Origin of the sequence: Bacillus sp. XT-2 (assembly GCF_025696525.1) — a bacterium.
Classification (GTDB): Bacteria; Bacillota; Bacilli; order Bacillales; family Bacillaceae; genus Bacillus; species Bacillus halotolerans.
In genome coordinates, this window is sequence record NZ_JAHVOC010000003.1 from 56,446 (window position 1) to 69,887 (window position 13,442).

Annotated in this window: 16 protein-coding genes and 1 pseudogene; 10 read left to right on the plus strand and 7 right to left on the minus strand. The window is 38.8% G+C overall.

Annotated elements, in window-relative coordinates:
- Positions 1-32: 32 nt before the first annotated feature.
- The 4 genes from KXD37_RS10220 to KXD37_RS10235 all read right to left on the minus strand — a co-directional run bounded on the left by KXD37_RS10220 (position 33) and on the right by KXD37_RS10235 (position 3,341).
- Positions 33-1,664 carry a YndJ family protein gene (locus tag KXD37_RS10220; RefSeq protein WP_106021653.1) on the minus strand — a complete coding sequence of 544 codons (1,632 nt, stop codon included), beginning with the start codon at positions 1,662-1,664 and terminating at the stop codon, positions 33-35.
- Positions 1,658-2,278 (minus strand): DUF4166 domain-containing protein, encoded by a 621-nt coding sequence (locus tag KXD37_RS10225; RefSeq protein ID WP_127695128.1) that lies wholly within the window; start codon positions 2,276-2,278, stop codon positions 1,658-1,660. Before KXD37_RS10225 ends, KXD37_RS10220 begins: the two co-directional genes overlap by 7 nt.
- A gap of 4 nt (positions 2,279-2,282) precedes the next feature.
- Positions 2,283-3,083 (minus strand): hypothetical protein, encoded by an 801-nt coding sequence (locus KXD37_RS10230; protein ID WP_106021654.1) that lies wholly within the window; start codon positions 3,081-3,083, stop codon positions 2,283-2,285.
- A gap of 69 nt (positions 3,084-3,152) precedes the next feature.
- Positions 3,153-3,341 (minus strand): hypothetical protein, encoded by a 189-nt coding sequence (locus tag KXD37_RS10235; RefSeq protein WP_059335696.1) that lies wholly within the window; start codon positions 3,339-3,341, stop codon positions 3,153-3,155.
- A gap of 487 nt (positions 3,342-3,828) precedes the next feature.
- Between KXD37_RS10235 and KXD37_RS10240 the strand changes: the two genes are divergently transcribed.
- A complete protein-coding gene (locus tag KXD37_RS10240; protein WP_059335697.1) occupies positions 3,829-4,263 on the plus strand; it encodes an SRPBCC family protein in 435 nt (144 codons plus the stop codon).
- A 91-nt stretch (positions 4,264-4,354) separates the two neighbouring features.
- Here the strand turns inward: KXD37_RS10240 and KXD37_RS10245 are convergent, their stop codons facing one another.
- A complete protein-coding gene (locus KXD37_RS10245) occupies positions 4,355-4,753 on the minus strand; it encodes a hypothetical protein (RefSeq protein WP_059291751.1) in 399 nt (132 codons plus the stop codon).
- A 262-nt stretch (positions 4,754-5,015) separates the two neighbouring features.
- On the opposite strand from KXD37_RS10245, the gene KXD37_RS10250 reads away from it, so the two are divergent.
- From KXD37_RS10250 to KXD37_RS10280, 7 genes are all read left to right on the plus strand, one after another.
- Positions 5,016-5,204, plus strand: coding sequence for a twin-arginine translocase TatA/TatE family subunit (locus KXD37_RS10250; RefSeq protein WP_024121563.1), 189 nt, complete (start codon positions 5,016-5,018; stop codon positions 5,202-5,204).
- Positions 5,205-5,398: 194 nt separating this feature from the next.
- On the plus strand, positions 5,399-5,602 hold the full coding sequence (locus tag KXD37_RS10255; protein ID WP_024121562.1) for a spore coat protein CotC: 204 nt from the start codon (positions 5,399-5,401) through the stop codon (positions 5,600-5,602).
- Positions 5,603-5,966: 364 nt separating this feature from the next.
- A complete protein-coding gene (locus KXD37_RS10260) occupies positions 5,967-6,689 on the plus strand; it encodes a YrpD family protein (protein ID WP_188323773.1) in 723 nt (240 codons plus the stop codon).
- A 389-nt stretch (positions 6,690-7,078) separates the two neighbouring features.
- On the plus strand, positions 7,079-7,753 hold the full coding sequence (locus KXD37_RS10265) for an SOS response-associated peptidase (protein WP_188323772.1): 675 nt from the start codon (positions 7,079-7,081) through the stop codon (positions 7,751-7,753).
- Positions 7,754-8,077: 324 nt separating this feature from the next.
- Positions 8,078-8,560: a DUF2975 domain-containing protein gene (locus KXD37_RS10270; protein WP_024121557.1), complete on the plus strand. Its 483-nt coding sequence runs from the start codon at positions 8,078-8,080 to the stop codon at positions 8,558-8,560.
- A gap of 10 nt (positions 8,561-8,570) precedes the next feature.
- Positions 8,571-8,792 carry a helix-turn-helix domain-containing protein gene (locus KXD37_RS10275; RefSeq protein WP_024121556.1) on the plus strand — a complete coding sequence of 74 codons (222 nt, stop codon included), beginning with the start codon at positions 8,571-8,573 and terminating at the stop codon, positions 8,790-8,792.
- A 133-nt stretch (positions 8,793-8,925) separates the two neighbouring features.
- Complete coding sequence (locus tag KXD37_RS10280) at positions 8,926-9,723, plus strand: DUF817 domain-containing protein (protein ID WP_101861277.1); 798 nt, start codon at positions 8,926-8,928, stop codon at positions 9,721-9,723.
- 291 nt (positions 9,724-10,014) lie between these two features.
- Here KXD37_RS10280 and KXD37_RS10285 read toward each other — a convergent pair whose 3' ends face one another.
- Positions 10,015-10,926, minus strand: coding sequence for a VanW family protein (locus KXD37_RS10285; RefSeq protein ID WP_024121554.1), 912 nt, complete (start codon positions 10,924-10,926; stop codon positions 10,015-10,017).
- 258 nt (positions 10,927-11,184) lie between these two features.
- Here KXD37_RS10285 and KXD37_RS24105 point away from each other — a divergent pair.
- Positions 11,185-11,282: pseudogene (locus KXD37_RS24105) on the plus strand (site-specific integrase); the annotation flags it as partial.
- Positions 11,283-11,473: 191 nt separating this feature from the next.
- Positions 11,474-12,655 carry an alanine racemase gene (alr, locus tag KXD37_RS10290; protein ID WP_101863409.1) on the plus strand — a complete coding sequence of 394 codons (1,182 nt, stop codon included), beginning with the start codon at positions 11,474-11,476 and terminating at the stop codon, positions 12,653-12,655.
- A gap of 198 nt (positions 12,656-12,853) precedes the next feature.
- Here the strand turns inward: alr and KXD37_RS10295 are convergent, their stop codons facing one another.
- Entirely contained in the window at positions 12,854-13,237 is a 384-nt protein-coding gene (locus KXD37_RS10295; RefSeq protein ID WP_095713907.1) for a UPF0715 family protein, read from the minus strand.
- Between the last annotated feature and the right edge of the window lie 205 nt (positions 13,238-13,442).

The following is a 13,442-nucleotide window of genomic DNA, read 5'->3' on the forward strand; positions in this document are numbered from 1 at the left end:
TCAGATGAACTATTGTCTTTGTTTTATATTATTCATTTGGACGGGCAATATGTAATGTCATAATCTACAGTTAGAAATTGAATCCCAAACAGCCACATTTCGTGAACAGCTGTTAACCTGCTTGCACCCGCCGGAGCCTTTATAAGAAAGGTTTCAGATAATGGAAGCGGGCAGGTCCCGACTTTTGTTCTAAGATAAATCCCTTCATCCCCAGCACCGCTTTTTCTCCGCCTGCTGGTCAAAATCAGGTTCTCTTTGTGATGATAAGGCTTTAAAATGCCTGTCATGTTACTGAAAGGAAGCGGCAGAGAAATATTCATGTACCCTTCCCCTTTTGAGCGATATACAGAATATAGCGCGGTGAAAATGGTTTCGCTTTTTTCATTTGTTCTGATCCAGGCACGTACCTTTTTTCTTCCGTCTTTTTTTGAATGGACACCTTTTATTGTACTGTGCATCCTATACCAGTCAGGATTCGTTGACAGATGTATTTGTCCGGTTCTTTTGCTGATGTATTCATACATTTTCGCAAAGGGCTGAAACCAAGTGCTCCACGTCACTTTTGCTTTTACCTCATAATCTTTCGTCTGTTCATAAAAAGAAACAATCAACGGTGTCAAATGCTCCGGTGAAAAATCGTTTGAACGAAGGCTTCTCATATCATCCACAAGTCCGCTATATTGAATGTTATTTTCAGCGTGAATGTTGTGCAAAAAGTTCTTTCCGATTGTTCTCTTTCCGTATATACGGCTGAAAACCTTGACACTCGCATCCGATAGCTGAGGATTTTCTTTTCTCCATCCTGCAAGAGCCGGCAAAATAACACCGAATGCGTTCACGACACCGTGTATCCAAATCATTTGGCTGATGGTTAGCGTGACTTCTTGCCGGAATACACCGAATGAGTAAATTAAAGAGAAACAGATCGTTATCATTAACACGACAGAAGACAGTCGGATAAGCACTTTTCCTGTCTTACTGCGAAAAGCTGTCTTAAATATTAAGTATGAGTTAAGATAAAGTGCCGCCATATAGATACCAACCGCCAAGATATCAAGTGTTTTTGAGTATGTTATTCCGAGTGCGATGAGGAGCGGCGACAGTAAAATAATCCATGTCACCCAACCGTACATAACCCGTTTTTCTCTATTGACTCTGCCAAGTAAACCATTAAAGATCGGGATTAGAAAAGCAGAATAGTGAAAATGAACAGCTGTGAGCAAAATAATAAGAGGACCGAAGTGCAGGATATGTAAATGCGCAGCATAGGCAAAAAACCAAAATCCCCCTCCTCCTAAATAAAAGAGTCCAAATAAAATAGATGTTTCTTCGATTCTATGTATTTTTGTTTTCAAGAGCCGCAACAAACCATATAAAGCCAACAAAGCAGTGTATATCCACCAGATCAGTGCAAAATACCCCACGTCGGTCACAAGGGCTAACACCGCGAAAACAGCTGCTGCCGGATAGATGTGCATCAATAATTTTTCCGAAAATTGAATAGTCCTGTGAGCTGATTGATGAAAAACAAAAGGAAAAATTCCCGGCACAAAAAAGAGAATGGAAAACAAGACAAGCGCCTCCGCAACTGATATGTCGGGAGCTTCAGATACAAGAAACCAAATGAAACAAAGCGCACTAATGATGCCGTTTCGTTTTAACATACTTCTCCCTCTGTTTCCTGAAACGTCCCTTTATAATAAAAAAGAGTTCCCAGAATTGCATTTTCCACATGAACTTGAATAGTGAAACAGTTGTTGCTTTCATCAAAAGTTTCGCAAACAGTGGAATTACCGCTCAGCCATTTTGGCAAAGGAATTCTTTTTCCGCATATTAATAGCCATTGCTTTCCTGATGTAATGTAGAGAGACCCGTCAGAGAGTGCTTCAAAAGTTAAAACGGACAGCATAATATGAGGTTGGCCGAAAAAATCAAGTATTCGTTTTTCATTTTCGTCGTATACCATAACTGCATCAAAGAAACGCTTTTTATCTTTAAAGACAAAAGTCCGATTCCATTCAATCCCCGTATGTTCCTGCTTCGTAAGACATGTTCTGTTTTTAATTGTAAAAGGGATGTCCTTTCCTCTTTCTGAAAAGAAACATCTAAAAAACACCCCGCACTTCAGCAGCATTCTGACAAAAAAAGAACCTCCGCTTATTTCTGACATCGTTCCTCTTCCGCTGAATGTATGTGACCTGTCTAATTGATAACGTTTCTGCAGCTTGGGATGTAATAGATGATAATTTATAATTGTTTTTTTATACATTGAACTCACCATTTCACTTCTTTCTTTTTCGTTTCGTATGCCGAGCACTTGGAAGCCGGAGACTGATCAAGCCGCTTGCCGCAGTAATCACACTTAACAGTAAAGAATATATTCCAGCATCTAGAAAAGCGAAGACAGCAAAGATACAGGTCTGCACAGCATGAAGTGTCCATTTTCTCTTTAATGGACTCAGCCATAAAATGCCCAATCCTATCTTCGCAGCTCCTGCCATGTTGTTCGTTTCAAGATCTATAAACCCGTGGTAAAACCAAAACAGACTAAAAAACAAGCACGTCAGCATATAGACAAACGCATAACGGATCAATTGTTTCGGATGTTTATTTTGTTCAATCCAAAGTCTCAATGAATCAAAACTCCATGCTGTTGCCCAGCCCAACAGCGGCCGAAATAATAAACGGTCAATCCATCTTCCTAGAAAGCCATATGCCGTTTCATATTGATACTGCGTCATAAATGTAAGCTTCCCGTTATCATGCTGTATGTATTTCCAATACCCGCTGCCTTTTTTAATCAGGGATAACGGATGGTTGGAGGAAAAGGCCAGGGAGGATACTCTTTGAGAGGAATGCAATTTCGTACCCACGGTTTCACCAGCACCTGACACCTTTAATCCAAAGCCAATTCTTGTCTCGTAAAGAAACCTCTGCGCTTCATTTACGCTTCTGTGTAAATATGTAATATCAGAAAACCGCAGATCCCATTCCTTATGTAGCGATGGGTTTTGCGTATATTCCCAAAGCTTGTCTAGGTCAGATGTCATCTCGATTTCGACATAAATCGGCTTCTGTTTCACAACCCCTCCTCCCTTCTTTTTCTAGCAGTTCCTATATTAGCATATTTATAGTATTAAAATATATTAACGTTAAAATTTGAGTTCAAAGCCTTCTACATCATCTGAAACCTCCACAGGAATCCCCATAATGGTTTTAGGTTTGGAAACATAAACAAAACGCATCTCTTCTTTTAACTGCTGAAGTGTGCTTTCATTAACTACAATTTTCGCGGGTTTTCCCGGACTATTATCAATGGCCGCTTTTATTTTACCGAGCACGAAGAACCCTCCTTCTTTACCTTCTCATCACAATATAAAAAGCAGAGTTATCAGCATAATTACATTAACTACAGCCAAAATGCCTGAGACATATGCTATGCTCTTCTTTTTTTCCAGAAAAACAGCACATTGGCCAATAACACAAAACTGATCAGTGCACAAATACCCGAAATGCTAATTGATTAAAAAGAAATCTTTGTTCATAAAAGCCCATTGCAGCTACACAAATCATCAAGAATGAAAAGACCGTGATATATATTTTCCGCTCTCCTGCTGTATTTTCGTTTTTTTGCATGAGACTTCCCCTGCCTTTCACCACTCAATATAACAATAAATGGATAATAAATTCACTTTTAATCGTGAAATTTATAGAATGAAACACTTGCTGACAACAGATTCAGCATAATTCATGCTCACTATGGACATGATTTCGTTAGATGATATAAAATTTGCTTGAAAGTATATATTGGATAAAGAGGAGCAATATATGGATAAATATCAAGAAAAAACATTACCGGACATTACGAAACATGTAACATTAGAGGCGCCTATTCAAAAGGTTTGGGAGACAGTCTCAACTTCAGAAGGCATAGCCAAGTGGTTTATGCCGAATGATTTTCAGCTGAAGGAAGGATATAAATTTCATTTACAATCACCATTTGGACCATCACCTTGCAAAGTTTTGACGGTTCATGCTCCCGGAGAGCTTTCTTTTGAATGGGATACTGATGGATGGATTGTTACATTTCAATTAACAGACGTAGGGAACAAAACAGAATTCACTCTCATCCACAGCGGTTGGAAGAAGCCTGATGAAATGATCGGTAAGGCAAACGAGAAAAGCTCAGTCATTCGGGATAAGATGGATGGCGGCTGGACAGGCATTGTGAATGAACGACTTCGCAAGGCTGTTCAAGAGTAAGGTATTTCATTGCTCATACAGTATAAAAAGAGAGAGCTCCCTCTCTCTTTTATTCATGACATAGTTATATTCACTGAACTGTATCTCCGAATCAATCGTAAAACGTAACTGTTTTTGATTTACCAGAGTAATCAGTAACAAAGAACTCTGCCTTGTTATTGCTTCCATCTACAAATTTCCCGATACTGCTAAAGGTATGACATTCTCCGGGTGAAAAATAATTAGAACCCACATATTCATCAGGGTTGTCACCAGCATCATCCTCATATAGATGCAGCGATACGGAGAAAGGTGTACTTCCTGAAAGACAAACTCTAAAATCACCTCCGCTCGAGTATACCGTCGGACTTGAATAAGTATAAGTGTAAGTCCCAAGCTTATCCCACTCTCCGGCTCCAGCAGTTCCCGCTTTTTCTGCATGTGCAGATAATGGAAAAGCGACAGCGAACATGAAAACAGACAGGCACCCTATTAGCTTATTGCATCTCATAATTAATATCTCCCCCTTATTTTGATCATAGCAACTTACAGTTATATATATATCACCCCCCTTTAAATAAAATTGCAGGTATGTGTATGGCATTGGAAGCCATACGTTTTATCATCAGCATTTTTTCCTGAATAAATCACATCATTCTCCCTTCGCCTGTGTTATACAAAATATTCAAAACAGACGTATTCTCATTTGAACCGCCATCTTTTATAATTTGTTAATAAGGGTTCGTACTTCAAACAAGAGGAGGAGAAGCATCATGGAATTAAGCGTCACAAAAATTTTAGTTATTTTATTTGTAGGTTTTTTAGTGTTTGGTCCTGATAAGCTGCCTGCGCTTGGCCGATCTGCCGGAAAAGCCTTATCAGAATTTAAAAAAGCGACCAGCGGATTGACTCAAGACATAAGAAGTAGTGGTTCAGAAAACAAAGAAGACAAGCAAATGTAAGGTAAAATGATTTGGCCGATGCATATCGGCTTTTTTTATATTGTTGTTTCTGCATGATCCCTCAGTTTTCCTCTGATTTTTCCTCAACTTCTTTTTTTGGACAGCCCTTTTTTACTTTTGCAATTTAAACTGTCCAATCCGCAAACTCTAACTTCCATATAATAAAGCGTATGATCATAAAAGGAGGGGTATTTATGGGTTATTACAAAAAATATAAAGAAGAGTATTATACGGTTAAGAAAACGTATTACAAGAAGTATTACGACTATGACAAAAAACATTATGATCACCATGACAAAAAAGATTACTACTGTGATTATGACAAAAAACATTATGATCACGACAAAAAAGACTATGACTACGTTGTAGAGTATAAAAAGCGTAAGAAACACTGCTAATACTCCATTTAATCTCCTCAATTTTGCTTCCCCGGTCAATGGCCGGGGGTTTTTTTGCAGAAAAAACTATGTAACTTCAATGTCTAAACGAATCATAGGTCTAATTTGTTAAAAAAGGATAAAGCTTTTTTACCTTTGGTGAATGTCTTACAATTATTATTTGCTCCTTAATGCCGATTTTTTAATAAAAATTGAACATTTGGTACATAGTTTAATTAGTTTATTTTTAGATCTATGGTGTCAATATATAAACATAACCCATTCATAAACAAGAGATTTTAACGATTTTGTCGATTTATCTTAATAAAAGAAGTTCCAAAATAAGGTATAATAATTGAAGAAACCACTTTTAAAAGGGGGAATTTTGTTGAAAAAAGTATTAATTGCAGGTGCAGTAGGAACAGCTATTCTTTTCGGAACTATTTCTTCAGGAGTTCCAGGTCTTCCAGGAGCAGACACTCAAGTGGCAAAAGCGGCTTCTCAGCTGCCTAAGGGAATCGGCGGACGCGCCTACCTAAACAGTACAGGCGCTGTATTCACGGCTAAAATTAAGCTTCCCGACACTGTGAACATCCAAGACTCTGTCTCTACCCCTTATATTTATTCAGGCTTTAGCGCAAAAAACGGAACTGAGGCAGATATCGGCCTTCAGTACAGCAAACAATACAACGTCTGGAAACCGCTCATGAAAGTCGGTTCTAAAAATGATGAAACGTATATCGAAGGAAAAGAGAAATTCACTTATAATAAAGGCTTTCGTCCCGGAAGCACAGTGCAAATGACGATCTACAAAAACTTGAACGGGAATACTCGCATGACCCTCTGGGGAACGAACAATGACGGCTATACCGGACGTATTATCATGGAAATTCAAGGAACAAACATCGGCACTCTGTCGAAATGGAAAACGCTTGCCACCGCTGCGGTTTCAGCTGAAAGCCAACGCTCTGCCATTAAAGCAACTTTTGCAACAACTTTTAACAATATCACAATCGACAATAAAGCAGTGACCCCTGTCGTAGATACACAGGATTTTGCAAAAGTCCTCCCTTCTGGAAATAATGTCACGATTTCTGTTAATAAATAAGGAATGCTGTAAAGGGCGCTGGCAATGCCGGCGTCCTTTTTTGTTGTATAACCTGAACACTTTATTTGTCCTCAGAAGCCTGATAAATGTAAATCCATATAAACTCACACTGATTAACTCAATACCACACCCTTTTTGTGTTTAGCTTAAAAGATTTCGAAATTACCAACCCAATATAGATCTGTTCTTGTTATGTATTTCAGATCTTTGCTATTCCGTTCTCTTCAAAAAGCCTGCCTTAATTAATAGCTGTGAACTTTTATTTTTCCACGTCCATCTAAAACCACACTTTAATTCTTTATAATCACTGTTTGCTGCATCACATTCCCCTTTTTGATTTTCATATACCAACCCTGTACAATATTCAAAAAACCAAAAGGATGATGAACATGTGTGGCAGATTCACTTTATTCTCAGAATTTAACGACATCATTGAGCAATTCAACTTAGATCACTTCTTGCCTGAAGACGAATATCACCCCAGCTATAATGTCGCGCCATCACAAAACATCCTTACCATTATTAATGATGGATCAAGCAACCGCCTTGGAAAATTAAGATGGGGTCTCATTCCTCCTTGGGCTAAAGATGAAAAGATCGGTTATAAAATGATCAATGCTCGTGCTGAAACATTGGCCGAGAAACCCAGCTTTCGAAAACCGCTTGTCAGCAAACGCTGCATCATTCCGGCCGACAGTTTTTATGAATGGAAACGCCTTGATCCAAAAACTAAGATTCCTATGAGAATCAAGCTGAAATCATCCAATCTGTTCGCTTTTGCCGGCTTATACGAAAAGTGGAATACGCTTGAAGGTTACCCGCTCTACACTTGCACAATCATTACGACAAAACCTAATGCGCTTATGGAAAATATCCATGATCGAATGCCGGTTATATTGAGTCACGATCATGAAAAAGAATGGCTGAACCCTAAAAATACAGATCCCGATTTTCTCAAAAGCTTGCTTTTGCCATATGATGCTGATGACATGGAAGCATACCAGGTTTCATCATTAGTTAACTCACCTAAAAACAATTCACCTGAGCTTATTGAAGCCCATTAAGTACCCTGCCAGATTGCTTTATATATCACCTTCGCCTAAGCAAAATAAACGAACGTGTACATGATTCAAAAACAACCCCTTATGTGCCATGCGTTATTTTTAAACCATAGTTAGTCAATGATTCAGTCAGCTGTCTAATTTTTAAATTGAATTGATTAAAGATATAGAGCGTTTCTCTGTAATGAGGAATGCTTTTTTCTTGTCCAAAGTGAAAAAGGATAGTTTTAAAACAACAAGAAAATAATCTATTTCAATACTTTTTTATTGTAAAACGATAAATAATATGTTAAATTCAAATCGACAATATTAGGTGAGGTGCTTTTTATGAAACGAGGATCAACACTTTTTTTAAAGATAGCTGTTATTCTTATTGGAATTCCAGTTATTGCTCTGTGCATATTTTTGGTGCCGCAGATAGCGAACTTTGCAGCGGAATTGTATCCAGATATTTCTTATCTGAAATATCTTGTTTATATCGATTTGTATGCAGCGGCGATACCTTTTTATTTCGCTCTGTATCAAGCCTTTACACTTTTAAGCTATATTGACCGGAATAAAGCTTTCTCGGAATTATCAGTAAGAGCTTTAAAGAAAATAAAATACTGTGCAATCACCATCAGTCTTTTACTTGTGGCAGGCATGCCACTCTTCTATCTCATCGCGGAGATGGACGACGCTCCAGGTATTATACTAATCGGATTGGTCCTTATTTTTGCCTCAATGGTTATCGCAGTCTTTGCTGCTGTTCTCCAAAGGCTTTTGCAAGAAGCTATAGATATAAAATCAGAAAATGATTTAACAGTCTGAGGTGAAAACAATGGCAATTATAATCAATATTGATGTGATGCTGGCTAAAAGGAAAATGAGCGTAACGGAACTGTCAGAGAAGGTTGGAATCACGATGGCTAATCTTTCTATATTGAAAAATGGAAAGGCAAAGGCCATTCGATTATCAACTTTAGATGCGATTTGTAAGGCTTTAGAATGTCAACCCGGAGATATTTTGGAATACCGAAGTGATGATGACACCCAGGATTAATAAAGCAGGAATAATCATGAAAGGAAAAGATAGTTGCTCGGCGGTGATTCTATGCACATAACCCTATGTCTATTTAGTACTATACTAAACAGGCCTTCCATTTAATCAAAAAAACCTTTGGAGGCAAAAATTCATGAAAGCATTTAAACAGCTCGTTTGTTTTGGCTGGGAGCAGGCCCTATCATGTCTGTTTCCTGTCGTTATTTTTGCCTCTTTGGCAATTACACAAATCATACCGCTACCCCTTCTGCCACGGTATGACTGGCTGCTCATCATCTGCCTGCTCATGCAATGGTGGATGGTGTATTCAGGGCTTGAAACACGTGATGAACTAAAGGTGATCACAATGTTCCACCTTATTGGACTTGCTCTTGAACTTTTCAAGGTACATATGGGCTCTTGGTCTTATCCGGAGGAGGGGTATTCCAAAATTTTTGGAGTGCCTTTGTATAGCGGCTTCATGTACGCAAGTGTAGCCAGTTATCTTTGCCAGGCATGGAGGAGGCTTAAGGTTGAACTGGTTAAGTGGCCGCCGTTTTGGGCCGTTGTACCTCTCGCCGCTGCGATTTATTTGAATTTTTTCATCCACCATTTTTGGATTGACGTCCGCTTTTGGTTATCTGGACTTGTCTTGATCGTCTTTTGGCAATCATGGGTTACATACGAGGTGAATGGGACTCGTTACCGTATGCCGCTCGCCCTTTCATTTATGCTCATCGGATTCTTTATATGGATAGCCGAAAATATCGCAACGTTTTTTGGGGCTTGGGAATACCCAAACCAAACCGATACATGGAGTCTCGTTCATCTAGGAAAAGTGAGTTCATGGCTCTTGTTAGTGATTGTCAGCTTTCTTATAGTAGCGACGTTAAAACAAGTTAAGGGGAAAAATTCCACCAGGATAGATACTAGTCCATTTTTATATCGTTAAGAATCTTCTTTAATAAAAGTCGAATCCCACATAGTAAGGAATTAGCGTACAACATTCTGAATAAGATAAAGTGGAAAAAGCAACGTTTGAATTGTTGCTTTTTTCTTTATAAATAGCTGCCGGAAAAATAGATGGCTATTTCAGTAAGATTTCGACCAGGAAGTAAAGATTTAATCAAAATCAGCTTTCGTTTAGAGAACTCAGCATTTGGACTTAACCTTATGTCTCTCTAACTCACCCTCCCATAAAAGAAGTCGTCAGGTTGCATAAGGTGAATGAATAGCTTATGATTTATCGCTCGGCATTTATTTCTTTTGGTAGCTGTGATGGCGCTTTTGGAACTTTTCGCAGTTTGATATTGATGACATCAGAGGAATAAAGCGTAACAATCATACTTCCCTCATATCGTTTGGCTCGGATTAGGACCGGTTGGTTATATTGATTATGAAAGCGAAAGTCAGGGCCTCCCCAGCTTACGGTTGCATCGCGTCCGGACGGCACATATGGTACGCTTCTTGTATGAGAATAGCGCTGAACGATTTGCAGCCCTGCACGATCGACAGCATTAAATAATGTTGATGACACCTGACAAATTCCCCCGCCTACACCTTCAGACAACTCACCTTTCACGATAATAGGTGCACGCATGTATCCTTTGTCCTGAGTTCTCATCCCAACAACTTGGTTAAATGAAAACGTCTCATTTGGAAAAACAACATGATTGTCAATTGCTTTTGCAGAAAGAGAAATATTGTGTGAACGGCTTTTATTGCTTGAATTAAAATAAGTTACATACTGGCCTAATTGCTGCGTACTGATGTGAGCAAGCAACTCGCTGTCAACTTTCGGATAAATGTTCAATTCCGGCACTTCTATTTTGGATGGGCCATGACCAAAGAAATAGGCATAAAATTTCTCCTTAAACGCCTGTTGATAAAGTCTGTAACCCATTTTCCCCGGGATGATGATTCCTTGATCGTTAAGCTTGGCGTTTATGGGCTCCCGGTAAATTTGTTGATCAAGCCGTTTGATAAACTTACGGTATTTTTCATGATCAATCATTGGGGTACCGGGAAGAGGCATCGTAAAATCTTCGCGGTGAACAGTAGCAATCGTCCGTCCTTGTTGTGTGATCGCTAAACTGTCAGATGGCTCGCTGGGCTGAGCCAATAATAAAAGGCCAGTGATCCAAATATGTATCATAAGTCGGCATACCTCCCGACAATTAGTATGAACAGGACTTTATCCTTTGATGTATCTCGTCTTATCATATCGTTCTTAAGCGTCTGGTCTTTGTTTGAGCACAACGTGAGCCCTCGCTAATAGAGCTTTGACTTAAGTGAGTAATCAATGTCTACTTCAGCATCCACAACGCCTAGTGTTATGAAATCATGCCTTAACCAATACCAATGTTGTCAAGCAATCGTTGAATTAAATCAGTAAATGAAGTTACAGCCATAGGCAGGCTATTTTTGTTTAGATGTACTATCTGATCCTCGGTCACCGTATCAATCCTCACCTAAGTGAAGAAAATCAAAATTGAACTAATCAGCAAATATGCAAAAAAATGAAAGTACTGTCGACTTCGGCCATCGGTTAGCATCTTCTCGTTAGATCAAGAGTTTGCTGTTGAATGATTTCAGTTAAGGTTGAATAAAATCAGATTGAAAGCATCCAACCATCAATGTTACAGGATTTATTAACGGCTAAATGCGCTTTACACTATTCTATAAGAAGGAAGGAAGCGTCGATGACAAAGCTCTGCCGAGAAGTTTGGATCGAAGTAAATCTTGATGCCATTAAAAAAAATTTGCGAGCAATACGCCATCATATACCAAAAAAGACCAAAATTATGGCTGTCGTAAAAGCGAACGGTTATGGTCATGGGTCTGTAGAAGTGGCGCGCCATGCACTGGAACACGGGGCTAGTGAGCTCGCTGTTGCCAGCGTGGAGGAAGGAATCGTTTTACGAAAAGCGGGAATTACAGCGCCTATCCTTGTGCTTGGTTTTACATCCCTTAGTTGTGTGAAAAAATCAGCAGCTTGGAATATAGAGTTATCAGCATTTCAGGTTGATTGGATTAAAAAAGCTAACGATATATTGGAAAGTGAAGCGAGTACTAACCGATTGGGTATTCATATTAATGTGGATACTGGTATGGGCCGATTAGGTGTACGTACAAAAGAAGAACTTTTAGCAGTAGTGAAGGCATTAACAGCAAGTAAACTCCTAAGATGGGAAGGTATCTTTACACATTTTTCAACAGCCGATGAAGAAGACACCACTCTAACCAGACTGCAGCACGATCAATTTCTCCGTTTTCTCCGTTTTTTAAAAAACCAAGACATTGAGCTGCCCACCGTGCATATGAGCAACACGGCTGCGACTATCGCTTTTCCGGAATTTAGCGCTGATATGATTCGTTTAGGTATAGGCTTATATGGATTATATCCTTCAGCATATATAAAACAACTACATCTCGTTAAGCTTGAACCTGCATTAAGTTTAAAGGCGCGTATCGCTTATGTGAAAACCATGCTGACAGAACCCCGGACCATTAGTTATGGTGCTACATACATCGCAAATCCCGGTGAAGTCATTGCTACACTCCCGATCGGATATGCTGACGGTTATTCTCGCGCGCTTTCCAATCGCGGGTTTGTTCTTCATCGCGGAAAACGAGTGCCGGTGGCGGGAAGAGTGACAATGGATATGATCATGGTTAGTTTAGGAGAGAGTGAAGGCAAACAAGGAGAGGAAGTTGTGATTTACGGTCACCAAAAGGGAGCTGAGATTCCCGTTGATGAAGTTGCTGAAATGCTTAATACGATTAACTATGAAGTGGTGTCTACATTAAGCCGCCGCATCCCCCGTTTTTATATAAGAGATGGCGAGATTTTTAAGATATCAACTCCAGTAATGTACGTGTAGATTTTTTCTTTCATTTTTTTGCAAATGTGAGGTCAATCCCTCTTTTATGCTGATTTAAGATCCTATAATAAGAGGGATTCAGTTTTACACACTTATCCCCCTATCGTCTGCAATTTTAGAAAGAGGATCACAATACCAAATAGGAATTTTAGGTGTTATTTCTCGATTGATTAAGAATAAGCATTATGAATACTTGAGCTACTTAGTTGCTGCCTTTTTCTCGTTTTGCAGAAAAACAGAGTCCCAGATCCAAAAGATTACAGCAAATGATATACTAAATAAGTAAACTTCGTATTCCATTAGAAAGTCTAAGGTGTTCTTTGGATCAGTAATTACAGTGAAGAATAACCATACTAAGAAGGAAAAGAATATGTATATGAGTAAATATTTCGGGTTAAACCTCTTTGGATTGCGATTTACGAAATATTGAACAGGTGCAGCAAAGATTACATAAAAGATAAACAGAATAACACTTATTAAGAAGTATGGAATGTAGCCATCATAATCAATGCCAAAAACATAAACAACAGCAGCTGATAATGCAGACAAGACATGAACAAATATGATCCTTAAAACTTGCATGTTTAAATCCCCTTTCACAATGTAAGCATCACTATGATGATCTCAATTATTGTTAAAATTGACATACCTACTTCCTGAATTAAATCTAGACTAGACTAAAGCTCCGTCACGTCCGAACTTTACAAATAGATTTACTTTGTTTCTTCAAAGTGACAAGAACAATAAACTGAATTGTGATCTCTATCTATAAAGTATGTATCCCGGA